Below are 26,236 nucleotides of genomic sequence, written 5' to 3'. Positions count from 1 at the left end.
TCCGAAACGAACGTTTGCAATGGGAACATTGTTCGTCGGGTGGCGCGGCCGCGCCACCCTTGCCCGCTGTGACTTCCAGCTACTGCTCCAACTCACCAACAATCCTCTACAGAAGAGCGATCGCCATCACCAAATGTCGGCGTGACTCCGTTATTGATATGCCTGATAGTCGTGAGGAGCGAGTAAGCACGGGCGTGACTGGTCTGGACGAGATCCTGCACGGTGGCCTGATTCCAGAGCGGAGTTATATGGTGCGTGGCGAACCCGGAACCGGGAAGTCGATCCTCGGACTCCACTTTTTGATCGCTGGCACCGAACAAGGCGAGACGGCGCTGTACATCAACCTCGAAGAGACAGCGGCGGACATCAAGCAGAACGCCGCGTCGCTCAATCTCGACGTCTCAGACATCGAATTTCTCGACCTGACCCCCGAATCCTCGGAATTCACCGAGGAAGAGACGTACGACGTGTTCAGTCCCGAAGAGGTCGAACAGGAGTCGTTGACCGAGACGATCACCGACCGCGTCAGTGAACTGGAGCCCGATCGGGTCGTCATCGATCCGATGACACAGCTCCAGTATCTCGCGCCCGACCAGTACCAGTTCCGCAAGCAGGTGCTCTCACTCACGCGGTTCTTCGGGCAAACGGGAGCGACGTTGCTGTTCACGTCGCAGGCCGGCGCCCAGTCTCCCGACGACGACCTCCAGTTCATGTCCGACGGCGTCATCGAACTCGACTACGCGGACACGGGTCGTACCGTGGACGTTCCGAAGTTCCGGGGGTCGGACACGCGCAGCGGCGACCACACGATGCGGATCCGAGACACGGGGATGGACGTGTATCCGGAACTGGAGCCCGCTGACCACGATGCCGACTACGCGATGGAAACGATCTCGTCGGGCGTGCCGGAACTCGACAAACAGTTGCACGGCGGGATCGAGCGCGGGACGGTGACGATCATCTCCGGCCCCACGGGCGTCGGCAAGACGACGACCGGTGCCCAGTTCATGAAGGAGGCTGCCGGTCGGGGAGAACGCTCGGCCATCTACATGTTCGAGGAGACCGAGCGGACGTTCCTCAAGCGGTGTTCGTCGGTCAATATTCCCGTCGAGGAAATGCGCGATCGGGGGACGCTCAGCATCGAGGAGATCGAGGCGCTCGAACTCTCGCCACAGGAGTTCGCTCACAAGGTACGAACGGACGTGGAAGCGGAGGAGACGCAACTCGTCATGATCGACGGGATCAACGGATACGACCTGTCCATCCGTGGTGATGATTCGGAACTGCGGCGAAAACTGCACAGTCTCTGTCGGTATCTCAAAAGCGTCGGAGTCACGGTGATCCTCATCGATGAGGTGTCCTCGGTCACGGGCGAGTTCGAAGTCACGGAAGGGGGGATCAGCTACATCGCGGACAACATCGTCTTCCTCCGGCACATCGAGATGGAGGGCGAACTGCGGAAGGTGATCGGGGTGCTCAAAAAACGCACGAGCGACTTCCAGCGCACGCTCCGGAAGTTCCAGATCACCGAACACGGCATCACGATCGGGGAGCCGCTCACGAATCTCCGCGGAATTTTGCAGGGCACACCCGAGTGGATGGACGACGAGTCGGAATAGACAGCTATGGCCACGATCCAGCTCCTGTTCGAAAACCAACGCAACCGGCAACTACTTGCCGAGGCGTTGGCAGACGACCACGACGTCATCGAGGGGACGGACAGCGCCGATGCCTTCCTCGACACCGAGTTCGACCTCTGTCTGCTCGATGGCCCCGCATTTCGCGGCCAGCAGGACACCCTTGCGACCAAGAAGGAGCGTGCGTCGCCGGTCTTTCTTCCGTACCTCCTCTTTCTCGGCGAGCGAGACCCGGAGCAGGCATCCAAGGACGTATGGGAGCACGTCGACGAGGTGATCACCACCCCGATCGACCGGGAGGAACTGACGAATCGGGTGGAGAACCTCCTCCAGCGGCGCGACCTGTCGCTGGAACTCAAGCGCCGACAGGAGTTTACCGAGGAACGATTCCAGACGCTGTTCGAGTCCACGCCCGATCCGATCGTGGTCGTCACCGACGAGGGCATCGTGACGGAGGTGAACGACGCGTTCACCCGGATGTTCGACGTCGAGCGCGAGGCCGTGCTGGATACACACGTCACCGAGATAAACGCGTCACCGTCGGAGTCCGTCGAGAAGCTGTTGCTCCGCGTCGACGAGGCCGTCGATACTGCAGCGGACGAGTCCGAGGGCACGGTCGAAGTCACGTCTGCGACCGGCGACACGCACGTCACCGAACTCAACGTGGACGTGGTCGAAGAACTCGGTGATGCGACCGAGCGGATCGGCATCTTCCGTGACGTCACGGGGCGCGAGGAGTATCAGCAGCAGTTGGAACGACAGGTGGAACAGTTAGAGCGGTTCGCGAGCGTGATCTCCCACGACCTGCGCGATCCATTGAATACCGCGCAGGCGAAGACGCGGCTGGCTCAGCGGGAGTCCGACTCCGACAAACTGGACGAACTCGCCGACGTGCTCGACCGAATGGAGGATCTTATCGAGGATGTGCTGACGCTGGCCAAACAGGGCAAGGCCGTTGGCGAGACCAGCCCGGTCGATCTGGGTGCCGTCGTTGAGGCGGCATGGTCGACCATCGATGCCCCCGACGAGGCATCGCTCCAGCCCGCCACGGAGTTGCCGACAATCGATGCAGATGAGGAGCGACTGCAAGCCCTGCTGGAGAACCTTCTCCGCAACGCGATTATGCACGCTGGCCCGGACGTGACGATCGAGATCGGCTCACTCGACGGGCGACACGGCTTTTACGTGCAAGACGACGGCCCCGGCATCCCCGAGGACGAGCGCGACAAGGTGTTCGAATACGGCCACACGACCGCCGAGGAGGGCACGGGGCTCGGCCTCGCGATCGTCAAACAGATTGCCGACGCTCACGGGTGGGAGGTCTCTCTTGGTGAAAGTCTCTCCGGAGGGGCACGGTTCGAGTTCGTTCAGCGGTAGCTCATACCGGAGCCGAGATTCAACTGCTCTGTCGGCTGTTTCTTGTCACGATCTCATTGATGGGATGCGTTCAAGAACACCTGTCGGGCCTTTCGCTGCGGCACGTCGGGGATGAGTTGCTGCGTCGAACAGGAGTGCGTCCTCTGCCGGAGTCGGAATTAGCAGTCACAATAACCGGGCCGAGTAGTTGGGAACGCGTATGTATATTCGGCTACTCTTGTCACGAGTGTCTCCTATCCGCTCCTCGGGAGATAATGCTCAGATGTCCGTTGGATCCTCAAATGAATTATCGTACACGGCTGTCTTGACACCCGTGAAGTCGAATCGGGCACCGCCGTCCTCGCTCTCGGACACGTCAATCTCCCAATCATGGGCGGACGTAATTTCCGAGACGATGTTCAGTCCGAGGCCGGTTCCTTCTTCGTCGGTCGTCCACCCCGGTTCGAGCACATCCTCGCGCTCCTCGGCGGGAATCCCGGGGCCATCGTCCGCGACAAAGAACCCATCCTCAAAGACACCAACCCGTACTGTCACCGTGTCGCCGCCGTGGTCGATGGCATTTCGAAAGAGATTCTCGAACAGGTTCTTCACCCGTCGAGAGTCGGCATAGATGATGCCCTCGTTCGTGATTTGGAGTGTGGCCTCCGTTGTTTGCACGTGCTGCCAACAGTCCGATACAATCGATGTCAGTTCGATCGGTTCGACCGACTCAACCTCGTATCCCTCCTGAATCAGCGTTAGCGCATCATCAATTAGATTCTCCATGCGAGTGTGAGTCTTTTCGACCTTGTCCAACCTCTCAGGATCGCCGGACTTCCGTGCGAGGTCGACGTTCGCTTCCGCGACGTTGAGCGGATTTCGCAGGTCATGCGAAAGTACCTCAGCGACCGTTTCGAGCCGCTCAATCTGCTGCTGGAGTTCGCGTTCGTACTCGCGTCGAACAGAGATGTCACGGAAGACGCCGATAACTACCTTGTCGCCGTTCAACTCCGTCGCTTGGGCGCTGATCTCGATTGGAACACGGTCGCCGGAGGCAGTTTCGACAAACAGGTCGTCCCCATTTGCAAATCGGGCAACAGTTCCTTCCTCATTCTCGACGTGCCGTTGGAACAGCTCGCGGTAACGGTCTGCGTCTTCGCTCGGATGGAGGGCCGTCTGATCTTGTCCCACGAGTTCCTCCTCAGACATCTCCATGAGGTCAGCCGCTCGCTGATTGACCTCAAGAATCTCATTCGTTTCGGCTTCGGCGATGAAGATTGCGTCTGGAGCGGATTCCATCACCGTTCGGTACTTTCGTCGAAGTGTCTCACGGTCGGTGATATCGCGGATGGCGGCCATCACCTCGAGCCCGTCATCGGTTTCAATCGGACTGAGACTGATGTCCACGGGAAAGGTAGAGCCGTCTTTGCGCCGCGCATAGAGATCGAGATCGGCACCCATCGGACGCGTCGTGGGATTTTCCATGTATGACTCACGCTGGGAGGGGTGCTGATCGCGGTCGGCTTCCGGCACCAGTAACTCAACGGATTCTCCCTCGAGTTCTGCTGGCTGATAGCCGAACATCTCTTCGACGCGCTCGTTGGCACGGAGAATCTCTCCGTCCGCATCAACGAGAATGATGGCATCTGGGGACTTGTTGAAGAGGGCACTCAGTCGAGATGCATCGATATCTTCGGCCATCTGTTCGAGATCAGTTCGTAGTTCTCTCAAATACTGACGGGTAGATAATGGTTGTCAAATGTCTCTAATCCACTCCGACAGCGGTTCAATCGCGATCATATGGTTCACGCGTGTCTGACTCTCTGAAGACAAGCAATATATCGGATGGGTATAGAACGCGCGGCTGAACTATCCTACGGTCGTTGACCTCGGTGCGGTGGGCAGCGTTGTAGAGCAACTCCAGAGTATGAGGTTTTCTTTTGCCCTCTCAAGATGTGTTTGGCTTGTCTGTTGCAGGCACGGCATACTCTTTGACCAACTCGACGACATCGTAGACGTGAATCCCGGATTTGAACCACAGCACGCGGTCGGCGGTGTCGCCGAAGTCCTCCTCGGCGCAATCCAATCGCTCCGACACGGCCACCACCAGATTGTCGACGTCCGCGTCGCGGATCTTCGACAGCTTCTCGTCGAGATACTCGGGCGTCCAGAACCCCACGATTTCGAGGAGGGCCCGGCGACCTTCGGGATGTTCGATCGTAAAGTCCGGGAGCATCACCTCCTCGCCAAGATCCAGCACGTCATCCTCGCGAATCAGCTCCCAGTCGGTGTTCGCCCGCTCCCATTTGGAGGCGAGCGTCCGCTCGACATCGCTGTCGAACTCGTCGCCGGAACTGTAGTGCGATGACAGTAAATCCGTGTGGTCGAGTGCGAGTGTCCGCGCCCGACTCGCTGCGTCATAGTCTGTAATTGCCGCCTCCATCTCCCAGCGCTCGCACAGCGGCAGCGCCGGCAGGAAATTCGCCAGCCGAATGCCGTACTTGCGGGTCTGAGAGAACAGCGACGCCGGGCCATCCAACACCGCCTCGTAGCCGTCGGCTTGATCTGTACTGGCTACGCGTTCGCCCTCCACATCGATCGGGTAGATGCGATGCATCAGCCCGAACAGCTTCACGTAGCTGAACACCGTTCCGAAGTGATCCCACACGCGGATGCGCATCTCCGTGGCGTCGTACAGCACGGCCTGTGCGAGCGCGAGATTGTAGCGGTCGAGCAACCAGTCGACCGTGATGTCGTCCTCGCGGAAGCGGTCGTCGGACTGGCCCGTGAGCTGGGTGGTCGACGAGCCGCTGTCGTCGGCAGCGTACTCCTCGTGGACGCGGTTCCCGAACCGAACGAGACGCTTGTTGCGCTCCAAGTCCGCGTACATCCCCGTGTAGCACTCCTCCAGCGAGATGCCCAGCTCGTCGGCCACGGAGCTGTACACCTCCAGCTTCTGGGTGCCCTCGCCGAGCGTGGGCTGGCGGACGATCGGATACCGCTCGTTGGCCTTCTCGAAGAGTCGCTGGCGAATCTCGCGTGGCTCGACAGGCGTCACGGTCTCGAACTCGGACTCGTCTCGCAACAGCTTCGCCAGTCCTTGGATGATCTTGTAGTCCGTGTCGGCGACGGTCAGCTCGTCGATCTCGTCCTCGAGGTCGCCCTTCGGTTCGCCCAGATGTGCATCGAACAGGTCGATCAGATCGCGGGCTGTCTGCCGGTATCGCTTCTCGTGGGGATCGATGAACAGGGGTTGCACCTCGTCGTCGGTGGTGCGCGAGCGGGCGAGATCAGCTGTCAGCACTGTCGGTCACCCCCTGTCGGCGTTGCTGGGAGACGTAGTTTTCCTTGGTGTCGGCGGCGATGATCTCGTATAGGCGGGCGGGTTCGCGATCCTCCGTTGGACGCAGAATGCGGCCGAGTCGCTGGGCGTACTGCCGCTTGGAGGCGCTTCCCGAGAGGATGATGCCGACGTTTGCGGCGGGCACGTCGATGCCCTCGTCCAGCACCTGCGACGTCGCCAACATCGAGTACTCGCCGGTCTTGAACCGCTCCAGTATCTCGGTGCGCTCGTCGGTCTTGGTCTGGTGGGTGATGCAGGGGATGATGAACTCCTTGGAGATGTCGTAGGCGAACTCGTTGTTGGCGGTGAAGATGATGACGCGGTCGTCGTGGTGGCGCTTGATCAGGTTGTCCAGCGTGTCGAGTTTCTTTGCAGCGGTGCGGGCGATCTTCTCGGCACGCTGCTTGGCGATCAGGGCTCGCCGACCTTGCGGGTCGTAGGAGGTGCGCTGAAGAAACTCCTGATAGCCCGTTTCCTTCCAGAGGTCGAAGTCGTGGCTGTCGACGTAGTCGCGATAGATCTGGTACTCCTCGTCGTACCGCTTGCGCTCCTCGGACGTGAGGTTGACCGAGAGGTGGATGGTCTCGTACTCGCTGAGGTACTCGCCGGCGAGATTGTCCACCTGCTCCTCGTAGACGACCGGGCCGATCAGGTCTTCGAGCACCTCGTGCTTGTCGTCGGCACGCTCGTAGGTGGCAGTCAGTCCCAGCCGGTAGGGTGCGATTGTCATTTCGGGAATCTGCTGGTAGGTGGGGGCTGGCAAGTGATGCACCTCGTCCACGACGAGCAGGCCGAACCGGTCGCCGTACTCGTCGATGTAGCGATAGGCGCTGTCGTAGGTGGTGACCGTGATGGGCGTCACGTCGTGAGAGCCACCGCCGAGGACGCCGATGTCTTGTGAGAGTTGGTCGCCGAAGGCGTTGGTGAGCGTCGCGTGCCACTGGTTCATCAGGTCGATCGTCGGCACGACGACGAGCGTCGCGACGCCGGCGTCGGCGATGGCTTGGATGCCGAGAAACGTCTTCCCGCTGCCGGTCGGGAGCACGACGCTGCCCCGACGGCCGTGGTCGCGCCACGCGTTGAGCGCGGCCTGCTGGTACTCACGAGATTCGATCTGGACGGCTGGCGTGAGCGCAAGATCGGGGTAGGCTCGCGCGTCGTCCGTGAGATTGATGTCCTGTCCCGCACTCTGGTGAAGTTCTAGTTGTCCATTCTCGGCCGTCGCATCGTCCCACTCGCCGGCCCAGTCGCGAATCGACCGATAGTGGCGGGCCTGAGTGCGGTACTCGTCGACGCGATCGTCCCACTCAGCGTGGGGCACACCATCGGGGGCGTCTCGGAGCAAGAGCGTCCCATCGTCGAACTCGATGCGCATTTCGGGTGGTGACACACGCTTTGCGTCTGAGGCGGTTATCAGTACCGGCGTCTCCGATCCGACTGGTCAGGCTTCGCTCCGAGCGAATTTGGCACGCCCACACAATTGTATGGCTTGAGAGAGCATCTGCACGTATGGGGCGGCAACGGGAACTTGAAGAGGTACAGGCGCGGTTCAACGCACTCACAGAGAATACCACGCTCGCCGTCATCACTATCGACGATGACAGTACGATTCAGTATGCCAACGACGCCGTCGAGGACGTGTTCGGCTATGAAGCCTCCAAACTGGAAGGTGATTCTCTTCTCACGATTATGCCCGAGCGATTCCACGAGGCGCACAAGACGGCCGTGAACCGGTATCTCGAAGAGGGAGCCCGACAACTCGACCGGGAATGGATCGAGTTGCCGGGACGACACAAGGACGGCCACGAAGTGCCGCTCGGCATCTCATTTGGTGAAGCGACCGTCGGTGATGAACACCGCTTTACTGCTGTCATTCGTGACATCACCGAACGCAAGCGGCGAGAACAGGAACGCGAAACGACCCTCGAACTGCTCCGAGATCTCTACGACGTCACCACGGACGCCGACCTCGATTTCGAAGAGAAAGTCGATCTGTTGCTGGAATTCGGGTGCGCCCGGCTTGATCTCCCGTACGGCTTCCTCTCCCGCATTGAGACAGACGACAACCGCGACGAGAAAGGCACTCAGCGGATCGTACGTGCGTACGGCGACCACGAGCTGTTGCAGCCGGGTGAGTCGTGTCCACTCGAACAGGCGTACTGCCGGAAGACGATTGATACAGATGGGTTATTGGCGGTTTCTGATGCTGTCGACGCGGGCTGGGAAGGTGACCCCGCCTACCAGCAGTTCGACCTCGGGAGCTATATCGGCGGAAAAGTCCTCGTCGACGGTGACCTGTATGGGACACTCTGTTTTGCAGGATCGACATCGCGCGATCATCCGTTCTCCGATCTCGAACGAATGACCGTCCGTTTGATGAGCCGGTGGTTGAGCTACGAACTCGAACGCCAACAAATGACGGCCCAACTCGAACGGCAGAATGACCGGTTGCAGGAGTTTGCGAGCATCCTCGCCCACGATCTTCGGAACCCACTCAGCGTCGCCAAAGGACGGCTCGAACTGGCTCAGGACGAGTACGAGAGCGACGATCTCGAACAGGTGGCCGACGCGCTTGACCGGATGGATGCGCTGATCGATGACGTACTGACACTTGCTCGCGAAGGGGAAGCAGTCACTGATCTGCAACCCGTCGATCTGGCGGCGACGATCGAGAACTGCTGGCAGACCGTCGAGACAGCCGATGCGACGATCACGATTGAGACGGAACGGTCGATCTACGCCGATCGAAGCCGACTGCAACAGCTACTGGAGAATCTCGTCCGGAACGCCGTCGAACACGGCGGCGGAGACGTTACGATCACCGTCGGTGACCTCAACGATGGGTTCTACGTGGCGGATGACGGCCCGGGCATCCCCGAAGACGATCGCGAGGAGGTGTTTGCTAGCGGATATACCACCTCCGCGGATGGAACCGGGTTCGGATTGGCCATCGTCCGGGAAATCGCCGAGGCTCACGACTGGGTGATCACCGTCGACGAAAGCGAAGATGGCGGTGCTCGGTTCGAGATCACCGGCGCCGACTTCGCAAACCGATAGCTAGACGAGCGATGCAAGGTCTTCCCTTGTTCTGAGGAGTGATCACTTCGTGTCCGTATCGACGATGTCGAATCTCGTGCCACCGTTGATTCCGTCTCTAACGTGAATGCGCCAGCCGTGCGCGGCAACGATCTGCGCTACGCTTGCCAGCCCGAATCCGGTGCCGTCCTCTTTCGTGGTGAATCCCGGCTTAAACACGTCGTCGCGCTCGTTTTCTGGAATCCCCGGGCCATCGTCGGCCACGTAAAATCCCGATTCGTCGTTCAATCCACCGACGTGAACCGTTACGGTGTCTCCGCCGTGTTCCAGCGCATTCCCCAAGAGATTCTCGAACATTCGTCGCAACGCCTTCTGATCCGCATGCACGATAGGCGGATCATCCTTGACTTCGAGGGACGCTTCATCGGTCTCCAGCGTCTTCCATGCGTTTTGGGCCAGTTCACCGACATCGACCGGGTTCTCTTCGCTCACTAACTCGCCAGTCTGCATCACCTCGGTCACGTCCTCGGCCAGTTCCTCCGCCCGGTCGAGTGCCGTCGTCGCATCGTTGAGGTGGTCAACATCACCGGTTTCCTGTGCCAACTCGATCCGCCCTCGGGTCACTTCCAGCGGCGTCTGCAGATCGTGAGATAACAACTGTCCGAACCCTTGCAGCAATTCGACCCACTCCTCGTGTTGCTCTTGTAGCTCGCGCCGGTCGGTCACGTCCTCTTGAAATCCCACGTAGTAATCCGGGTCACCGTCGTGGCCGCCGACCAGTGCGATACTGACGCGGTTCCAGAACATCTCCCCATCCTTGCGGTAGTTACGCAGTTCGACGCTGACTGGTTCGGCGATGTCGATGGCTTCGCGCATCTCAGTCACCGGCTCTTCGCGTGTTTCCGGGCCCTGCAAGAATCGACAGTTGCGCCCCATAACTTCTTCCTGTGGGTAACCGGTGAGTTCGCAAAACCTGTCGTTCGCGTAGATGATCGGATTATCCTCCTCATCGGGATCCGTGATGACGATGCCGATCGGTGCCTCATCCATCGCCTTTTCCTTCAGCGACAGCTCCTGTTGTACCTCTTTTACCTCTGAGACATCGTCGATGGTGCAAATCAACGTGTTGTCCTCGGTGTAAGCGAGGCGATGATCGACCGTGATCTGCTCGCCGTCGCTGCGCACGTAGACGGTCTCTCCTTCCCACTCATCCTCTCGTGCCTGCGGCAGCATCTCGTCGTAGACTCGATTGATCTCGTCGTCGGGGTACAGGATCCGCCAGTGCTTGCCGAGCAACGCTTCGCGATCGTATCCGATGATGTCGGCGTATTCCTCGTTGACGTAGATGAACTCGCCGTCCTCGTCGAGGAGGCTGATACCGTCGTGTGCCGCCTCGATGGCGCGAAACCCGCGTTCCACCTGTCGCTCGGCGCGGTACCGGGCCACGGCCTGCTCGATGCGGTTCGCCAGCACCTCGTACTGTTCTGTTCCACCGCCCTTCTGGAGGTACTCGGTGACTCCTTTGGAGATGGCTTCGCTGGCGACCTCTTCGCTGCCCTTGCCAGTGAACAGGATGAACGGCAGATTCGGGTGGGTCTCTCTCACCTCCTCGAGCACGTCCAATCCATCCATCCCCGGCATATCGTAGTCGCTGACGATGCAGTCCACATCAATAGCATCGAGACGGTCGAGCGCGTCGCGGGGATCAATTTCTGTCTCGATGTCGAAGCTCTCGCGTTCACGTTCGAGAAACGTTGCGACGAGCTCGGCGAGACTCTGATCGTCTTCGATGTGGAGGATTCGCACTTCTTCCCCGAAGCCGTCGATTGATCTCTCGGATTCGTCGGAGAAGATTTCACCCATTACTTTGCCATTTCCTCGCCCTTCACAATAAATAACGTGCCACGGTACCAATTGACACTCACGTTGTGTGAAATCTGTGCCTCTTGCGTCAGCACAATTGTATGCCTCGGAAACGAACCGGACTGTATGGGCCGGAATATGCTCGTCGACGGCGAGTGGCAGACAGATCTCGAACCCTACACCGACGAGGACGGCGCGTTCGACCGGGCGGAAACTTCGTTCCGCGACTGGATTCGCAGCACGCACCGAAGCGCAGACGACGTCGTCGCGGACGGGTCGGAACCCGAGGCGGGCCGCTACCACCTCTACATCGCGCGGAACTGCCCGTGGGCACACGGGGCCGCGCTCACGCGCCGGTTAGCCGGACTCACCGACGCCATCACGATGGACATCGTCGATCCCGTCCGCGAGGATGAGGGCTGGGAGTTCACGCCCGAAAAGGAGGGCTGCACACCTGATACTATCAACGGCACGGACTATCTCCACGAGGTGTACGTCGCGGCCGACCCCGAGTACACGGGACGCGTGACCGTGCCCGTGTTGTGGGACAAACAGGAAGACACCATCGTCAACAACGAGTCCATCGAGATCATGCGGATGTTCGCCATCGCGTTCGACGACGTCGGTGACGAAGGACTTGACCTGTATCCCGAGGGGTACCGCGAGGAGATCGACCGCATCATCGACGCCATCTACGACCCCATCAACAACGGTGTCTACCGTGCCGGCTTCGCGGAGTCACAGGAAGCCTACGACGAGGCGGTTGCGGACGTGTTCGATGCTCTGGATCACTGGGACGAGGTGCTGGCCGACCAACGGTACCTTGCGGGCGACCGCTTGACCCTCGCGGACGTGCGGCTGTTCCCGACGCTCGTCCGCTTCGACCACTGCTATCACACGGCCTTCAAATGCAACCGCCAGTACCTCCACCAGTACGAGAACCTCTGGCCATACCTGCGAAACCTCTACCAGACGCCGGGCGTCGCGGAGACCGTGCGAATGGAGCACACCAAGGATCAGGGCTACTATCAGGGCGAAATCACGCCCATCGGCCCGGATATCGACTTCAACGCATCCCACAACCGAGAAGAACTCACAGATGATCAGCCAGCGATGCCGCACGTAGACTGATCCCACGCTTCCACGTCATCACGACACGTTTGTCCGCAAGTTTTGTTGAATGTGAGAATATTACGGCGGCCGTGGGTGCGTAGTTCAGTCTGGCAGAACGCTCGGATTGAGGCCGGGACGCCACGTTCTATGTCGACATCTATGTCATAGAGCGTAGGTGTATTAAGATTGACGATAAGTAAAGAAGATTTATGGAACGAGTGGTAGAGAAATAATGTTGTCAGTGGAGATAATTCTCGCTTAGAAAGGGGTTTCGTTATTCGCCGTCAAGAGGCTCGCCACGCCGGTCGATCCGAGTCGCTGGAAGGCCCGCTCTCTCGGCATGTTCGCGAACTGCTTGTTCATCTTCAGCTTGGTAGTGGCAGAATGTGCCTGCGACTTTGCCATCGTCGGTTTTCATCACCTCCGAGTCGACCCATCTGATGCCGACGCCCTCGTCCCGGAGTTCTTCGAGGGCTTCGCCGGATTGTTCGCCGGCCGCGTCCAGTTCGTCTTCCGTAATCGGTTCATCAAGCTCACGGAGGATGAGAAAGTCCTCCAGATCTTGCTCACTCATGGATCAGCATCGGGTTACTGATAGACAACGAACATAAAATCACCGTCTGAGTATCGCCGACGAGATGCCACACCCCTCACCACGGAACAGCCGCACCCCTACTTATTTTGAGACTCCGCAAACCACATATGTCAGCCATCAGATGGGGTGAACGAATGTCCTGTGACACCTCCTCCATCCGGGAGGACTTCCCCATCCTGAATCGCGACGTTGAGGGTTCGCATCTGGTTTATCTTGACAACGCTGCCACGACACAAACGCCTGAGCAAGTCTACGGCATCTATGAAGATTTCTACACCCGATATAACTCGAATATCCATCGGGGAATTCACACGTTGAGCCATGAGGCGTCGGTCGCCTATGAAGAGGCACACGACAAAGTGGCCGAATTCATCGGGGCGAGTGGCGGCCGCAAGGAGGTCATTTTCACGAAGAACACAACCGAAAGCGTCAATCTCGTCGCGTATGGTCTGGGAATGGATGAGCTGGGGGCCGGCGATGAAATCATCACGACGGAGATGGATCATCACGCCACGCTGGTCACTTGCCAGCAAATCGCCAAGAAAACCGGAGCGGAGATCAAATACATTGAGGTGCAGAACGACGGTCAACTGGATATTGAGCAGGCAAAAGAGATAATTGGCGACGATACTGCTCTTCTCGCCGTTCCTCACGTGTCGAACGTGCTCGGCACGATCAACCCCGTTCAAGAGCTTGCCGCGTTGGCTCACGAGTACGATGCCTACATTCTCGTCGACGGAGCGCAATCAGCTCCGACACGACCAATCGACGTCGAACACCTCGATGTCGACTTTTTCACGTTCTCCGGCCACAAGATGGCCGGGCCGACCGGGATTGGCGGGCTGTATGGCAAACAGCATCTACTCGAAGAGATGACTCCGTTCCTCTACGGTGGGGAGATGATCCAGCACGTCTCACTTCGAGACGCGACGTGGAATGACCTGCCGTGGAAGTTCGAAGCCGGCACGCCACCAGTTGCTGAGGGGATCGCACTCGCGGCAGCGATCGAGTATCTCGAAGAGATTGGTATGGAGACCGTCCGACAGCACGAGAACGAACTGGCCCAGTACGCTCTCGAACGACTGGAGGCGCGAAATCACGTCGAGACCTACGGCCCCCCGTCGGGGACAGAACGGTCAGGGCTCGTGGCGTTCAACGTTGAGGGCGTTCATGGCCACGATCTCTCGTCGCTCCTCAACAACCGCGGCATCGCCGTCCGGGCAGGCGATCACTGCACCCAACCGCTTCACGACGCACTTGACATTCCGGGATCTGTCCGCGCCTCTTTCTACGTGTATAACACCACGGAAGAGATCGATCAATTGCTGAATGCCATCGATAGTGCAGCTGCGGATCTGCCGGACTATTTGGCGTCTGACTGCTATCATGCATCTCTCAGCACTATCACGAGCCCAACAACGGCGAGTTGGATGACCCCACGTTCACGATCTCCTATCAGGAGATGACGTGTGGCGATGAAGCGGAATTTGCAGTACAGACGTCGTCAAACGGACGGATCGAACAGATCACGTTTGACACCGAAAGCTGTGCCGTCAGCCGTGCTGTCTCAAGTATCCTGACAGCCCATCTCGAAGGTATGTCTCTCACGGATGTTGCCGAAAGCGAGAGTGGCACGATGATCGTCGATTTACTTGACGCTCAGTTCCCGGATCTTCGCTACGATTGCGTGCTCGGCCCCGAAGAGGTCATTCAGAAAGGGATCGAACAGCACCTTGAACAGCAAGAGACTGCAACAGCCTCCGACTAACACAGATGTCCGACCAGAACACGTCCACGTACACGCTTGACAGAACAGTTGAGACCTCGTTCGAAGAGGCCGTGGAAGAGACGACACAGGCACTCGCCGACGAAGGGTTCGGTGTCCTCTGTGATATCGACGTGCAGCAAAAACTCGAAGACGAACTTGGCGAAGACTTTCGTCAGTACCGGATCCTCGGTGCCTGCAATCCACCGCTGGCACATCAGGCGCTCACCGAGGAACTCAAACTTGGCGCACTGCTCCCCTGCAACGTGATTGTCTACGAAACTGACGAGGAGGTCGTCGGGGTGAGCGCAGTTGACCCCGACGAGCTGTTATCCGTCGTTGACAGCGGAGAGCTGGAGTCGGTTGCATCAGATGTTCAATCACGAATGGAGCGAGCGCTGGACAGCATCTCAGGCTGAATCGTCTTTCTCGTCACTACCGTTAATCACGTTTGACAGTACCAGATCGGTTACCAGATACCCTAGCCCTATCCCGAGGCCAATCAGTACCCATCCAGCAACGGTCATCGATGGTACTGTCTGGTGTGCAGTACATCCCGGTTGAAGATACCGATGTTTAAGCGACCCAATCTCTTGAGAAAGTGGGAGCTTTGCTTCCTGCTGCCGTGACCGCGTGTCTGTCTCGCTACGGTCGCTCGTGGATCTGAATCGGCACAGCGCCGGCGGGCTGTGTCGTCATCCGCGGGGCCACCTCGATATCGTCCTCAGCATCGACACGGAACCGTTGTCCGATTGTTGCGAGCACAGCCTTCATTTCGAGGCGAGCGAAGTGGCGGCCGATACAGATGCGAGGGCCGCTCCCGAACGGAATGAATGCATACTCCTGAGTCTGGGGCGTGGTCTGCTCCCAGCGATCCGGGTTGAATCTAAGTGGGTCATCGTAGAAACGCTCATCGCGGTGGAGACTCCAGACGCTGAGCAAGACCTCTGCGTCTGCAGGAAGTGTGTAGTCACCAATATCGACGCGTTCAGTTGTCACGCGAGGGATCGCGTGGACGGGTGGATACAGGCGGAGCGATTCGTTGATGATCTGGTCGAGATAGTCTAGTTCCTGCAGATCAGCCAATACGATCTCGTCGTCGAGGACGGAATCGATCTCGGCGTGAAACTGCTCCGCAACTTCGGAATGGGAACCGATCTGATGCAGCGCATACGTCATCGCAAGAGCGGTGGTCTCGTGGCCGGCAAACAGCATTCCCACGACCTGATCGAGCACTTCCGACTGATCGAACGCCGAGTCTGGATCGTCACGCAACGCGGCCAACGTGGCAAGCAGACTCTCCTCTCGAGGGCTGTCGCCCGTATCGGCCAGCAGAGTCTTCGCGCGTTTGCGCAGATCTTTGGCGCCGCGATGGAATTTACGACGGGCGGGCGTTGGCACCCAGTTGGGGAGTGCCCACGTCGTCGGTTTGAACCAGTAATTGAGCGCGTTGGCCGCCACGGTCAGCTCGGCAATTTCCTCGTCGGAGAGAGACTGGCCGAGCACCACCTCGAACAGGTTCTGGAGGGCGACCTTCTGCATCTCCTCGTCAACCCGGATCGATCCTCCTGACGGCCAGTCGTCGATCCGCGTTCGGGCGACGCCGACCATCGTCGCGGCGTGGTCGCGGATGCGCGTGGGACTGAAGAACTCCTCCATCGCGTGGCGCTGGCGCTGCCACTGCTCGCCCTCGACCGAGAGAAGTGCCTCCCCGAACGCCACCTCGAAGTCGTCAAGCTTGGCGAACGACTCCCGATTCAGGAGCGCTGTCTCGACGTAGTCGGGATGCGCGAGCACGTACACGTCTCTCCCGAGCAACTGCATTCGAAACGCGTCGCCGGTCGTGTCAACCGATCGCCGGACAAACCCGAACGGATTGCGTACGAAGTCGACAGTATGTCCGAGGAGTGGCGTGCCCGAGGGAGCGGGCGGACGCGAGTTCGGCTGGCTCATCTCTTCCAACGAAAAACAACCGCCGTCAAAGGTGTTAGTTCCGATATATTGTGAGCCGCAGCGAGCGTACTACCGATGTCCCTGTGCTCACGACTCGGGGGTGATTGGTACTATCGATTTTGGCTCAGAGGCCAAGCTCGTCGTGTAATCGGCGTTGAAGCGGCAGACGGCGGGGTCGTCAGCAAGCAGTCAGGGGAGGCTTCTCGAATACCGGTTGCGTTCGGGTAACTCTATAGATAGCGTTCCATCGAACCGAAATCGACACAAAGGCTCCGAGCGGTGAGTCAACTCATGTTAGAGGTGGCACGGACGTATTCGGAGATGTTCGCGCCCGAATTTTTCGTGCTTCTCTGTGCCCTGCTCGTCATCGGCTACGAGTGGCGCACGTCGTCAGGAGGCACTCTCGTGGGACTCGGCAAACGGGTGGTCGTGCTCGCGTTTGGATGGGGCGTCGCATTCACCATCTATCAAGGAGCGCCCCGAGTCGTGGGGACACTCCCGAAGTGGGGGACTGACGCAACGGGAAGTGTAGGGTTGGCCATCGGAATACTGGTGATTTGGGTGGGATGGCGAATATGGGACTGGGGAAGCATCGTTCCTGAATTCGCTCTCCTTCTGGTTGGAGTGACCGTTCCGCATCTCCTCATCACGCCCTTCTGGGACATCTCAAGCCACGTCCTGTATGCGATGGCACCGGCTGGCTATCTGTCGCTGGTCGATCAGCGGTTCGTTCCCCTCGTTGTCGTGGCACTCGGGATGGTTGTCGCTCGACCACTTGCCGAAGCGCACACGTGGCTGCAGTCTATCGGCGGACTCGCCCTCGCACTGGCGTTTTTGCTTGCTCTCTCCCGAGTCCACTCTCGGGACGGGATGACCCTCAGTAGAGGAGGTTGAATAGGTTGTTCTATCTTCAACTCAACGCTGAGTTGGAAATCGATCATTCTTACGACATTCGTCGCGTTAACCCATCTGCACACCTACTGAGCAGATGAGTCATCCTAATAGTCTTGAGATCAACGCCCCTGTGAATTTGTGATCATCCCAATTGGCTCGGTCATCGACTTCAACGCACCGCACGACCGAGACGAACTCACAGGTGATCAGCCAGCGATGCCCCACGTAGACTGATCCCACACTTCCACGTCAGCACGACACGTTCGTCCGCAGGTTTTGTTGAATGTGAGAACAATACGGCGGCCGTGGGTGCGTAGTTCAGTCCGGCAGAACGCTCGGATTGAGGCCGGGACGCCGGGGGCGTGAGTCCGCGCGGCACGCCCCGCGCCATCGGCAGCGGCCCGGCCATCCGGGAGGCCCGGGGTTCGAGTCCTCGCGTACCCACTCAACTCGTCCGTCAGAAGCTGCAATTCGAGTGAGCGACTTCGGGACTGTCTCCTAAGTGTAGCTTCAAGTCTGAAAATGTGGGTTCTCCTCGTCGATATTCAACTGCCAAATTCGGGTAACTTCTCTAACGCCGTGCGAGATACAGGATGCGAATCAGTCACTAATGTCAACCTACCCTTCTTTTGTCCACCCGCTTATCTCTGGAGCTTACGGTAGGCGAGTTTGGGGAGTTGAACGAAAACAGCTGGGAAGGTAAGCCCGAGCTGGTCGAGAAATTCTCGAATATCCCAGTAGTCGCGCCAGAACATGATTCCGTCTTCCGAGACGGTTCCGATCGATGCCCCCGAAACCTCGAATCGATTTCCGGTGGCAAGAATGCCCTCGAAAGAGCCCTTGTGCGTGCCATTCATCGACCATTCAATACCGAAGTCACCGTCGTTGCTGACTGCAACACGATGGATGTCGGAGCCGACATCCGGAAAGGCCGCGTACACCTTGTAGAAATATTGTCGGAGTTCTTCGCGCGTCAACTCATCCTCTTGGATCGGATCACGAAACGTCCCGTTCTCAGTGAACTCAGCGACGAATCCATCGGCATCGTGCTCGTCAAAGGCTTCGGCTGCACGAACCACGTACTGTTTCTTGGCATCCGATGACATACAGGCAAATGGAGATATGATATGACATTCAAACTTGGGGGTAGTACTCATCTCACAACCTCCGATGACAGGAAATTCGTGATTCCTATCGATTGGGCCTCTGGTAATGGTCGAGTGGTTTCCACACGGAGACGCAGGGCAACTTCTGAGGGAGTAATGTGTATATTGAATACAATTTATTGACTCTCCTCCACGAGGTGAATTGCTCCGCTGAACTTACTCTCTATGTCGATCACGCTAGTTCTGTCGGGTGTTGATACTATTCCCCTTCTGTTGGAGTGATGTGCCCACAAGAGCGGATTTGAAGCACCACTAAGGACACCTATCCCCACGCGAATATTCAAGACCGGCCATAGCCTATCATCTATTCCCGAGTGATGGAACGCGACCAGTTCCATATAGAAACGGAGACGGTCAAGGAACCAGCCACCGCTGAGCCGGCGGAGCATCCGGCGCTCCGGATCCACTTTGATGGCTCGCGCGACCGTCTGCGACAGGAGTTGTCCGAACGACTCCGCGACGATACCGCTGTCGAAGAGATCGATGTCTCGTTTCGCCACCTATCGTCGGATGGAGAATCAGCTGAAGGCATACTCGCCCTCAGCGACCGCGTCACGGGACGATACGTTCTCGAAGTCAAGACAGCGGTCAATCTGGTGCGCGAGTTCGTTCAGACCGTACGCGAGTCCGCGGATCAAATGAGTCACGACGCGCGGTATCGCGTCGAGATTCGAGCAGAGGACGAGAGAGTCACAACGTTCGAGAAGGATCTGTTGGTCGTCTACGATGCAAGCGGGACACTCCTCCGTGATGCCAGCCTCATCCCCACCGGTATCGAGCTATGACATTGGTCTCTCGTTCGTTCACATAGCACACCCACGATTGCAACTGACCATGCCTCTGACCGCTCCAGCACGCATCCGTGCTCCTCCTCGACTTGAGATATGAACCTCTCCACCGAGCAGATCCGTGACCTCTGCACGAGCGAGGTGTTCGATCGCGCCCGCAACTACCGCGACGAGGAGCGCATAGAGCGCATCGACCGCTTCGACGAGATGGTGAACGCCGCCGTGCAGGGCTCCCAACCCGACCCCTACGAGGTCGAGATCCAGTTTGTGGATGGCGCTGTCGAGCCCGAAACCATCGACGCCACCTGCACGTGTCCGTACGACTGGGGCGGGTACTGCAAGCATATCATTGCGGTGCTGCTGGAACTCGTCGAAACCGACATCGAACTCGAAGACGAGCGCGAAGCCGTCGAACGCGTCCTCTCGGATGCGCACCCCGAGGAACTTCGGGACTTCCTGCTTGAGGAGTCCGAGCGCGACGCCGATCTGCGCCGGCGACTGCTGACACGCTTCGAGGAGCAGGACACACAGAGCCTCTACGATTACAAGAAGGAGATGAGCCAGCAGTACCGCGGCCCCTACACCTACCGGTACGAGGGCCCCGACTTCTCGGAGTTTCACGACCTCGCAGAGACCCACCGTGAGCAGGGCAATCCGCTGGAGGCGGCCACCATCTACCGCGCGATGACTGAGGTGCGGATCGAGAATATGGACATGGTGCAGGATTACTATGGCGAGGACTTCGAGGCGGAACTCGACGCATTCGTTGAGTGCATCCGCGAGACCGACCTCGACCACGAGGAGAAACGCGAGTACATCGACTATCTCTTCGAACGGTGGGAGAACGATGATTCTGCCGTTGGCACGTTCTCGGGCCAGTATGAGGACGCGCTCTGGGAGCTTTGCACCGACGACGCGGATCTACAGTACTGGCGTGACCTCCTCGAAGACGACCAACCAGTCGAGATCCCTGAGACGAGCAAGCCTGACGATGGGATCGGGTCGTTCGATACGCGCCGCTACGAGGCCGAACGACGCATCGAACTGTACGCGGACGTGCTGGACGCGCTCGGCGACACCGAGACACTCCGGGAAGTGTACGAGCAATACTATCTCAACATCCGGAAGTTCTGTGTGCGGTATGCCCGTCTACTCGCAGCCGAAGGCGAGGACGACCGGGCAATCGAGGTTGCTGAAGAAGGGCTGGACGCGCTCTCGAACGTCGGAGAGCTTCGACGCTTTTTGATCGACGCATATGTTGACCGCGATCCGGAGCGGCACAGGGAACTCCTCCGGGAGCAGTTCCGCCAGTCGGGCGACTGGGAGTACTACGATCAGTTGCGGGCACGCTGTTCGGACGACGAGTGGGAGGAGATGGTTGCGGATTTCGAAGCGCGGTTCGAGGACTCGAACGTGCGTCGCTTGATCGACCTCTATCTGCGCGAGGGGCGCACGGCAGACGCGTTCGAGACGGTCATCGAGGCGGCTCGCGAGGAACCCGACGATGCATTCCGGCGTGCAGTCGGTGACAACGGACTCGCGATTCTGAGCGAATACCGTGACGATGTCGCGGACTACGATTCGGCGACCTACTACGAGGTCTACGAGGAACGTCTCGAACCGTTCCTCGCGGACACGACGGGCCGCGATCACTATCAGACGGTCGTGGAGTACCTCGAAGAGATGCGAGAGCTGGGTTTCGACGACGAATTCGAGACGTTCGTCGCGCACCTGAAAGAGAAACACTCGAACCGGCCCGCCTTCCTCGACGAAATGGAGGCGCTCGATGCCTGATTTTGTGATCGTCCGTGATGATCAGGTGCCGGATAGCTCGATACTCACATTCGGAAGCGAAATCCGTCTCTTTGACTGCGACTGATTGTGGAACTAGAGTTCGGTGGGAGGGGTATCCTCAACTACGAAGCACTAGCGGGTGATGCCAACCGGTAGCACCCCTCCAGTTGGCGTCACCAGTCCAAGCCTGATAACGATTCAGGTGGCGGATGAATTGCGTCCGATTCGGAGCCCGTTGTCTACGCTCTCTACTGGACGTGGAACAGTCGTCAGTCGTCGGCGGGTGTCGCGCCGGTCGGCCCACTTCCAGCGATATCGCTGGACTGTGTCAGCGTCGCATAGAGCATAATGAGCATCGCGACGATGAGGGCACCGCCCCACAGGAATGCGGTCGGCAGCAGGAACGTGAGTCCGAACCCTTCACCCAGCCAGACAACACCGGGAATGCCCCACTGCCCAGCGATGAAGAGAACGGTGACCGCCGTCCGGAGCGTCCCAGTCACCTCTAATGCTGGGACAGCAAAGCCCATCACGATGGCAAGGATTGAAATCACGCCCAAATGGGCGTGCCCGCCGATCATCCAGCCGGGAACGCCACTTCCACCCGACAGCAGAATGAACTGATATAGTCCGACTGTCATCATCACTGCCAATCCCAGAAAGCCCGAGGATTTGAGTGATTTTGTCATGGTATCACTCACATCTGTCACAACGATTCCTGTTAAAAGTTGCCAGTAACTCGACGCTTTCTGACGGGTACCTTTGCTCGCAGGGCCTCGGAGAGTGAGAGCTGTCATGCATCGCACAGTACCATAACCAGAACGGTGTCGAGGGGAATCATTCCGCACTCGACTGGGTGTAATACTCTCGGCCGGTCTTGAACTCGGTCAACTCCTCGATTCGGCTCTCCAGTTCCTCGATTTCCTCTCGGAGTTCCTCGGCCTCGGGGTCGTCGCTCGTGGCGAGACGGTCTTTCAGTCCCTGCAGTCGCGTTTCGCGCTGTTCCTCATCGACCTCTGCCTTCCGGACGTACTCCGTCTCCTCGATGTCGTACACGTCCGATTCGGAGAGTTCCGTCACGTCGAGAGCGTCGTCGACCTTGTCGCGGTCGACGCTCAACACGCGCTCGCGGTCGATTCCCGCGTCCTCCAGCGCGGCCAGCACCTCTTCGTCGTCTCGGAGGTCTCGGTTGCGCCGCGTCGTTCGTTGCACGGAGCCGAACTGGCCATGGACGGGCTGGTCGTGGTGCAGCCGATCGAGCAACACGTCGGTCACGGTCTGACGCAGGTCGTTGGCATCGCGCTGGATGTCCGAGAGCAGGGTATAGAGATTGATGAGGACGGGCGTGTCCAACACCTCCAGCGAGGAGAGGTCGTTCCGCTCCAGCGCGTCGATAAGAAGGAGCGCATCGCTGTAGACATCCACGTCGGGTTCCGTGCGCTCGGTGGCACTCTCGTCCGAGCCCTCGTCGTCTGTCCCCGTGATGATCTGGCTTCCGGTCGGTTCGTCGGTTTCGCGGATCACGCCCGCGCTCTCGTCAACCTCGAATCGTGGGTGCAGACTCAACACGGCGGGGTACGGATCGGCGTCGGGCGGGAGCCGCGAAAGGTCGAATCCATCGACGGCGTTACTGATGCGCTCGTGGAGCGTCTCGAACTGGTCGCGCTGGAGCGGCCGGGTCTCGTCCACGTCGCGGTCGAGAAACTCGACGACGATGCGGTGTTCCTGCACGTCGGTAATCCGGAAGCGACTTTGAGAGAGTGGCGTGAGCAGGGTCGCATCCTCGGCGAGATCCTCGCATTCGTCGAGGAGCGTGTGCCACGTGACGCTGAACGGCATTACTGGGGAGTATCGTCGGAAGACAGGTAAAGCGTGCTGTTGGTTCGCTCAGACGCCGAGGTCACGGAACGTCCAGTCGTCCGGCAGGTCGGCGTCGAATCCAGTCTCTTCGACGAGTTCACGGATGCGCTGTTCGACCGTCTCGTCCAGCTCGAACGTGTAGTCGAATTCCTCGTGCCAGTCGTAGTACCGGGGCATCCCCGGCCAGTGATCGTCCGTCTGCAGCCCGTAGACGCAGTCGAGCAGGTAGCGACGATACGGCATATCGTCACGGGTGACCCGGGGGAGTGTCCCGTCGATCGACTCGTCTCTCACCAACTCTTCGAGCAGGTCGACCGCCGCGTACTGGTCGGCGTAGAACGCGTGTTCGAGTGTTGGGTTGACCGAGAAGATGTCCTCCGAGGCGCGGACGTGGAGACGGTTGGCGATCGAGTGGTCGGGATGGCCGATCCCCCACCCGTACGCGTGGACTTCCTCCCGCGCGGTATCGGCCGTATCGGAAGCATTGACTGCGATGGCATCGAGGTATTCGAGCCCCGCAACTGGAATCGCCGACACGCCGTCGGTCAACCGCGTGCGGATCAGATGTCGTCCCACGGCGTTCGCGACCGTGGGCGTCACGAGCGGAATCTCGTCGTCTTCAGTGGGATCGTGAGCATTGATGACGTCCTTGAGGAATGTCCAGCCTGCTGATCGCGCCGCCTCGTCGAGGGCGTTGCTGACCCGGTCGTGGTACGGCCAGAACACGTCCCGGTATGTGTCGCCACTGTTGTCTTCGTCGAGTGCAGCCGAGAGCGCCGACTCGAACTCGACGACTGCGTAGTGAAGGGCGTCTTTGTCGCCGTCCGAGAACCGATCGAGGAGGTTATCGAGTTCGGCAACGGACGCGTTTCGCTCTTCGGTTGGCGATGAGTCGCCGGGGTCAGGCCGATTTGAATCGGACGAAGTAGAGGATGTCTCCGATTGGACATCGCTACAGTCGTGGAGTCGAAAACGCGTGAGCGTATCGAACGACTCACCGCAATCGTCGCACTCGTGAGCCATAGTTCACCTACAGATGTCTGGCAGAAATGTGTTCTCGCTTTAGGCGGTCAGTTGGCTATTTCATCGCGGTGACTCGCGTCGATGTCCACATCGTACTCGTCGGCGAGCATCTCCAACGCCGGTTCGTACGCCGACCGGGTTTGCATCATCTGATCGACCGTAGCGTCCAAGGGGATCACGGGATTGCCGTCGACCCACTCGATGTCAATGCCCTCTGCCTGCGGGAATAAGACGTAGTGGACGCTCCTGCCAACATTGGTCGCGTCCGGGCGCTCACCCACGGTCGTGTCGACTCCGAACCGCTCGAAGAACTCGATCCACCGATCGATGTCGCGGTCGTGAACCTCGATAAAGACGGGATAGTCATCGTGGCTTCTGGCGATCTGGAATCCGCCGTGTGTCCAGACGTAGGCGGCATCGATCTCCGTGTAGGCGAACTCCATTCCGGCGAAGTGGGGGATCACGTACGCGTCCTCCTGTGAAACTTCGTCGCGGGTGTACAACGTCCCCATCATCTCCTCGTAGCGCCGTCGCATCTCGTAGTCACGAACTTGAATGCCGTTATCTGTATTTGAGATAATTTTTGCATCGACCAATCGATCTACCCAGTCGTAGACCCATGAGTACGACGTGCCGATCTTATTCGATATTCGGTTGATTGAATCGCCACGCTGTGCCGACAAGACGATCTTCGCGGCGGTGGGATTCATGAAGTCGGCCGTCGTCATCGTCCGTCTAGTTATCTTAAACGAGATGATAACTGATGAATCTATCGGCGGATCCTGAGTGAGCAAGTTTGCTCGCTACCGATTCGAGTACTCAATTAGCAGCCCTCTCCTTGGTATGGCCCGCGTTGATTTGCGAAGCGTTAGCATCGGATTCCAAAATTTGTACTGACACGGATGGCACGTCACAACATCTATTACTGTGGAGACAGACACTACGGTAAGATGGCTACAAACAACGACAAAATCCAGTTCCGCGGGGAGGTGGAGAAGGAAGCCTCCCAAATCGTCGATGAAATGCGTCTTGGAGGGATCAATATCAGTGAACTCGCCCGACAGGGCCTCCAGCAGATGCTTCGTGAAACATTGTCCGAAGAGGAGAAAATTGAACTCCACCAGCGGTACAAGCAGGGAGAGATTTCTGAGGAAGTGGCGCAAATCCTCATTGGTGACGCTTTAGAGGAAATCGAGCGTGAACGTGATGCGTTCGAGGACGCCATGGAACTTGACACGAGCGGCGTGTTTCAGCAGTGAGAGACGATGGCAGACGATGAGGTACGTCATCCTGTTCTTGTTGACACAGACGCACTGATTGCTGTCGCAAATACGTCTCTATGGACTCAAATTAAAGAGAATCTCTGTCTCACGACGACGAACGTGTGCTGTCACGAGTTGAGACGCCACGTTCGAGAGAAGTCCGAGTATGCATCTGAGGGAACACGAGAACGGTGGGTTCACGACGGAAGCGAGAACGCGTTGGAACCGTTTGAGATGGAGTCGAACGAATCGTTTACCTCGGTTACTTGTGTTCCGCGACCGCATGGCGACGATGCCGGAGAGGAATCTATTCGACGGGAGGTGGAGCAAAATTCTGAGGAATATCGATTCGCGATCTTGATGGATAGTGACGGTCGAGAATCGATCAATCGGGTGTTTGACGAACAGGACGGTGATGGAAGGGCAGTGGCCCCGCCATTTCTGCTGTATCTGTTGTTACAGAATGACAAGTGTACCGTGGCGGAGTTCTGCAAGGCGTGTGGTGAAATGCTTCGAGGAGAAGGTTGGACAGGTTATCAAGCAATTCAAGCAGCATGGGAAGCGATTCCAGTCGATTGCTCGCAGTATCTCCCGGATGAGCTCCTCCCGTAAGTTCGACGGCGTTCAGTTAGTAGGGACAACAGATCGGGCCGAGTAGTTGTAGACGCGTCTGTCTTCTCACCTCCGTTAGAGTCACGCGGTACGTTCTTACCAATGCCCGAGTTGTAGCAGTGTGTTGAGAGCGCCTTCCACAAATTAGCCATTGACGAACTGTCCGTCCCCGATGT

23 protein-coding genes and 1 tRNA gene are annotated in these 26,236 nt (G+C 58.6%); 13 read left to right on the top strand and 11 right to left on the bottom strand.

Annotated features, from left to right (window positions below):
- Positions 1-158 precede the first annotated feature (158 nt).
- Together ACMGFG_RS12260 and ACMGFG_RS12255 are read left to right on the top strand one after the other, a co-directional pair.
- Positions 159-1,619 carry a DUF7125 family protein gene (locus ACMGFG_RS12260; RefSeq protein ID WP_436930614.1) on the top strand — a complete coding sequence of 487 codons (1,461 nt, stop codon included), beginning with the start codon at positions 159-161 and terminating at the stop codon, positions 1,617-1,619.
- Positions 1,620-1,625: 6 nt separating this feature from the next.
- Positions 1,626-3,014 carry a sensor histidine kinase gene (locus ACMGFG_RS12255; protein ID WP_436930613.1) on the top strand — a complete coding sequence of 463 codons (1,389 nt, stop codon included), beginning with the start codon at positions 1,626-1,628 and terminating at the stop codon, positions 3,012-3,014.
- Between the two features lie 258 nt (positions 3,015-3,272).
- Here the strand turns inward: ACMGFG_RS12255 and ACMGFG_RS12250 are convergent, their stop codons facing one another.
- The 3 genes from ACMGFG_RS12250 to ACMGFG_RS12240 all read right to left on the bottom strand — a co-directional run bounded on the left by ACMGFG_RS12250 (position 3,273) and on the right by ACMGFG_RS12240 (position 7,711).
- Positions 3,273-4,694: a PAS domain S-box protein gene (locus ACMGFG_RS12250; RefSeq protein WP_436930612.1), complete on the bottom strand. Its 1,422-nt coding sequence runs from the start codon at positions 4,692-4,694 to the stop codon at positions 3,273-3,275.
- 247 nt (positions 4,695-4,941) lie between these two features.
- Positions 4,942-6,297: a DUF790 family protein gene (locus ACMGFG_RS12245; RefSeq protein WP_436930611.1), complete on the bottom strand. Its 1,356-nt coding sequence runs from the start codon at positions 6,295-6,297 to the stop codon at positions 4,942-4,944.
- On the bottom strand, positions 6,284-7,711 hold the full coding sequence (locus ACMGFG_RS12240) for a DEAD/DEAH box helicase family protein (protein ID WP_436930610.1): 1,428 nt from the start codon (positions 7,709-7,711) through the stop codon (positions 6,284-6,286). The genes ACMGFG_RS12245 and ACMGFG_RS12240 overlap by 14 nt, the downstream gene beginning before the upstream one ends.
- A 134-nt stretch (positions 7,712-7,845) precedes the next feature.
- Between ACMGFG_RS12240 and ACMGFG_RS12235 the strand changes: the two genes are divergently transcribed.
- Entirely contained in the window at positions 7,846-9,393 is a 1,548-nt protein-coding gene (locus ACMGFG_RS12235; protein WP_436930609.1) for a PAS domain-containing sensor histidine kinase, read from the top strand.
- A gap of 42 nt (positions 9,394-9,435) precedes the next feature.
- Here ACMGFG_RS12235 and ACMGFG_RS12230 read toward each other — a convergent pair whose 3' ends face one another.
- Positions 9,436-11,235: a PAS domain S-box protein gene (locus tag ACMGFG_RS12230; RefSeq protein WP_436930608.1), complete on the bottom strand. Its 1,800-nt coding sequence runs from the start codon at positions 11,233-11,235 to the stop codon at positions 9,436-9,438.
- A 126-nt stretch (positions 11,236-11,361) separates the two neighbouring features.
- Between ACMGFG_RS12230 and ACMGFG_RS12225 the strand changes: the two genes are divergently transcribed.
- Positions 11,362-12,366 carry a glutathione S-transferase family protein gene (locus ACMGFG_RS12225; protein ID WP_436930607.1) on the top strand — a complete coding sequence of 335 codons (1,005 nt, stop codon included), beginning with the start codon at positions 11,362-11,364 and terminating at the stop codon, positions 12,364-12,366.
- 256 nt (positions 12,367-12,622) lie between these two features.
- Here the strand turns inward: ACMGFG_RS12225 and ACMGFG_RS12220 are convergent, their stop codons facing one another.
- On the bottom strand, positions 12,623-12,922 hold the full coding sequence (locus ACMGFG_RS12220; RefSeq protein WP_436930606.1) for a DUF4242 domain-containing protein: 300 nt from the start codon (positions 12,920-12,922) through the stop codon (positions 12,623-12,625).
- Between the two features lie 155 nt (positions 12,923-13,077).
- Here ACMGFG_RS12220 and ACMGFG_RS12215 point away from each other — a divergent pair, with 155 nt between their 5' ends.
- The 3 genes from ACMGFG_RS12215 to ACMGFG_RS12205 are packed head-to-tail and all read left to right on the top strand — an operon-like array spanning position 13,078 to position 15,127.
- A complete protein-coding gene (locus ACMGFG_RS12215; protein WP_436930605.1) occupies positions 13,078-14,409 on the top strand; it encodes an aminotransferase class V-fold PLP-dependent enzyme in 1,332 nt (443 codons plus the stop codon).
- On the top strand, positions 14,370-14,711 hold the full coding sequence (locus ACMGFG_RS12210) for an iron-sulfur cluster assembly scaffold protein (RefSeq protein ID WP_436930604.1): 342 nt from the start codon (positions 14,370-14,372) through the stop codon (positions 14,709-14,711). Before ACMGFG_RS12215 ends, ACMGFG_RS12210 begins: the two co-directional genes overlap by 40 nt.
- A 5-nt stretch (positions 14,712-14,716) precedes the next feature.
- Positions 14,717-15,127, top strand: coding sequence for a DUF302 domain-containing protein (locus ACMGFG_RS12205; protein WP_436930603.1), 411 nt, complete (start codon positions 14,717-14,719; stop codon positions 15,125-15,127).
- 226 nt (positions 15,128-15,353) lie between these two features.
- On the opposite strand, the gene ACMGFG_RS12200 is transcribed toward ACMGFG_RS12205, so the two are convergent.
- A complete protein-coding gene (locus ACMGFG_RS12200; RefSeq protein ID WP_436930602.1) occupies positions 15,354-16,661 on the bottom strand; it encodes a cytochrome P450 in 1,308 nt (435 codons plus the stop codon).
- Between the two features lie 321 nt (positions 16,662-16,982).
- Between ACMGFG_RS12200 and ACMGFG_RS12195 the strand changes: the two genes are divergently transcribed.
- Positions 16,983-17,555: a hypothetical protein gene (locus tag ACMGFG_RS12195; RefSeq protein WP_436930601.1), complete on the top strand. Its 573-nt coding sequence runs from the start codon at positions 16,983-16,985 to the stop codon at positions 17,553-17,555.
- A 307-nt stretch (positions 17,556-17,862) separates the two neighbouring features.
- Positions 17,863-17,999 (top strand) — tRNA-Leu (locus ACMGFG_RS12190).
- A 197-nt stretch (positions 18,000-18,196) separates the two neighbouring features.
- Here the strand turns inward: ACMGFG_RS12190 and ACMGFG_RS12185 are convergent.
- The gene (locus tag ACMGFG_RS12185; protein WP_436930600.1) at positions 18,197-18,661 is read right to left on the bottom strand and encodes an ester cyclase; all 465 of its coding nucleotides are present in this window, start codon (positions 18,659-18,661) and stop codon (positions 18,197-18,199) included.
- 377 nt (positions 18,662-19,038) lie between these two features.
- Between ACMGFG_RS12185 and ACMGFG_RS12180 the strand changes: the two genes are divergently transcribed.
- Complete coding sequence (locus ACMGFG_RS12180; protein ID WP_436930599.1) at positions 19,039-19,506, top strand: DUF5793 family protein; 468 nt, start codon at positions 19,039-19,041, stop codon at positions 19,504-19,506.
- Between the two features lie 210 nt (positions 19,507-19,716).
- Positions 19,717-21,303, top strand: coding sequence for an SWIM zinc finger family protein (locus tag ACMGFG_RS12175; RefSeq protein WP_436930598.1), 1,587 nt, complete (start codon positions 19,717-19,719; stop codon positions 21,301-21,303).
- A 269-nt stretch (positions 21,304-21,572) separates the two neighbouring features.
- Here ACMGFG_RS12175 and ACMGFG_RS12170 read toward each other — a convergent pair whose 3' ends face one another.
- The 4 genes from ACMGFG_RS12170 to ACMGFG_RS12155 all read right to left on the bottom strand — a co-directional run bounded on the left by ACMGFG_RS12170 (position 21,573) and on the right by ACMGFG_RS12155 (position 24,896).
- Positions 21,573-22,004, bottom strand: a complete 432-nt coding sequence (locus tag ACMGFG_RS12170) for a DUF8059 family membrane protein (RefSeq protein ID WP_436930597.1) — start codon at positions 22,002-22,004, stop codon at positions 21,573-21,575.
- 136 nt (positions 22,005-22,140) lie between these two features.
- On the bottom strand, positions 22,141-23,142 hold the full coding sequence (locus ACMGFG_RS12165; RefSeq protein ID WP_436930596.1) for a DUF7983 family protein: 1,002 nt from the start codon (positions 23,140-23,142) through the stop codon (positions 22,141-22,143).
- A 48-nt stretch (positions 23,143-23,190) separates the two neighbouring features.
- Positions 23,191-24,186 (bottom strand): DUF8137 family protein, encoded by a 996-nt coding sequence (locus ACMGFG_RS12160; protein ID WP_436930595.1) that lies wholly within the window; start codon positions 24,184-24,186, stop codon positions 23,191-23,193.
- Between the two features lie 47 nt (positions 24,187-24,233).
- Complete coding sequence (locus tag ACMGFG_RS12155; protein ID WP_436930617.1) at positions 24,234-24,896, bottom strand: helix-turn-helix domain-containing protein; 663 nt, start codon at positions 24,894-24,896, stop codon at positions 24,234-24,236.
- A gap of 240 nt (positions 24,897-25,136) precedes the next feature.
- Here ACMGFG_RS12155 and ACMGFG_RS12150 point away from each other — a divergent pair, with 240 nt between their 5' ends.
- On the top strand, positions 25,137-25,445 hold the full coding sequence (locus tag ACMGFG_RS12150; protein WP_436930594.1) for a DUF8065 family protein: 309 nt from the start codon (positions 25,137-25,139) through the stop codon (positions 25,443-25,445).
- A gap of 6 nt (positions 25,446-25,451) precedes the next feature.
- The gene (locus tag ACMGFG_RS12145; RefSeq protein ID WP_436930593.1) at positions 25,452-26,060 is read left to right on the top strand and encodes a hypothetical protein; all 609 of its coding nucleotides are present in this window, start codon (positions 25,452-25,454) and stop codon (positions 26,058-26,060) included.
- The last annotated feature ends 176 nt before the right edge of the window (positions 26,061-26,236 follow it).

This window comes from Halosimplex halobium (assembly GCF_051414055.1).
In the GTDB taxonomy this organism is placed as follows: Archaea; Halobacteriota; Halobacteria; order Halobacteriales; family Haloarculaceae; genus Halosimplex; species Halosimplex halobium.
The sequence above is the reverse complement of the archived record's forward strand: the minus strand, read 5'-3'. Positions and strand labels throughout refer to the sequence as shown.

What these genes read in the sequence shown, in the direction of transcription:
- ACMGFG_RS12260 (WP_436930614.1), top strand. Translation starts at nt 159, where the DNA reads ATGCCTGATAGTCGTGAGGAGCGAGTAAGCACGGGCGTGACTGGTCTG.
- ACMGFG_RS12255 (WP_436930613.1), top strand. Translation starts at nt 1,626, where the DNA reads ATGGCCACGATCCAGCTCCTGTTCGAAAACCAACGCAACCGGCAACTA.
- ACMGFG_RS12250 (WP_436930612.1), bottom strand. Translation starts at nt 4,694, where the DNA reads ATGGCCGAAGATATCGATGCATCTCGACTGAGTGCCCTCTTCAACAAG.
- ACMGFG_RS12240 (WP_436930610.1), bottom strand. Translation starts at nt 7,711, where the DNA reads ATGCGCATCGAGTTCGACGATGGGACGCTCTTGCTCCGAGACGCCCCC.
- ACMGFG_RS12235 (WP_436930609.1), top strand. Translation starts at nt 7,846, where the DNA reads ATGGGGCGGCAACGGGAACTTGAAGAGGTACAGGCGCGGTTCAACGCA.
- ACMGFG_RS12230 (WP_436930608.1), bottom strand. Translation starts at nt 11,235, where the DNA reads ATGGGTGAAATCTTCTCCGACGAATCCGAGAGATCAATCGACGGCTTC.
- ACMGFG_RS12225 (WP_436930607.1), top strand. Translation starts at nt 11,362, where the DNA reads ATGGGCCGGAATATGCTCGTCGACGGCGAGTGGCAGACAGATCTCGAA.
- ACMGFG_RS12220 (WP_436930606.1), bottom strand. Translation starts at nt 12,922, where the DNA reads ATGAGTGAGCAAGATCTGGAGGACTTTCTCATCCTCCGTGAGCTTGAT.
- ACMGFG_RS12215 (WP_436930605.1), top strand. Translation starts at nt 13,078, where the DNA reads ATGTCCTGTGACACCTCCTCCATCCGGGAGGACTTCCCCATCCTGAAT.
- ACMGFG_RS12205 (WP_436930603.1), top strand. Translation starts at nt 14,717, where the DNA reads ATGTCCGACCAGAACACGTCCACGTACACGCTTGACAGAACAGTTGAG.
- ACMGFG_RS12200 (WP_436930602.1), bottom strand. Translation starts at nt 16,661, where the DNA reads ATGAGCCAGCCGAACTCGCGTCCGCCCGCTCCCTCGGGCACGCCACTC.
- ACMGFG_RS12195 (WP_436930601.1), top strand. Translation starts at nt 16,983, where the DNA reads ATGTTCGCGCCCGAATTTTTCGTGCTTCTCTGTGCCCTGCTCGTCATC.
- ACMGFG_RS12185 (WP_436930600.1), bottom strand. Translation starts at nt 18,661, where the DNA reads ATGTCATCGGATGCCAAGAAACAGTACGTGGTTCGTGCAGCCGAAGCC.
- ACMGFG_RS12180 (WP_436930599.1), top strand. Translation starts at nt 19,039, where the DNA reads ATGGAACGCGACCAGTTCCATATAGAAACGGAGACGGTCAAGGAACCA.
- ACMGFG_RS12175 (WP_436930598.1), top strand. Translation starts at nt 19,717, where the DNA reads ATGGTGAACGCCGCCGTGCAGGGCTCCCAACCCGACCCCTACGAGGTC.
- ACMGFG_RS12165 (WP_436930596.1), bottom strand. Translation starts at nt 23,142, where the DNA reads ATGCCGTTCAGCGTCACGTGGCACACGCTCCTCGACGAATGCGAGGAT.
- ACMGFG_RS12160 (WP_436930595.1), bottom strand. Translation starts at nt 24,186, where the DNA reads ATGGCTCACGAGTGCGACGATTGCGGTGAGTCGTTCGATACGCTCACG.
- ACMGFG_RS12155 (WP_436930617.1), bottom strand. Translation starts at nt 24,896, where the DNA reads ATGAATCCCACCGCCGCGAAGATCGTCTTGTCGGCACAGCGTGGCGAT.
- ACMGFG_RS12150 (WP_436930594.1), top strand. Translation starts at nt 25,137, where the DNA reads ATGGCTACAAACAACGACAAAATCCAGTTCCGCGGGGAGGTGGAGAAG.
- ACMGFG_RS12145 (WP_436930593.1), top strand. Translation starts at nt 25,452, where the DNA reads ATGGCAGACGATGAGGTACGTCATCCTGTTCTTGTTGACACAGACGCA.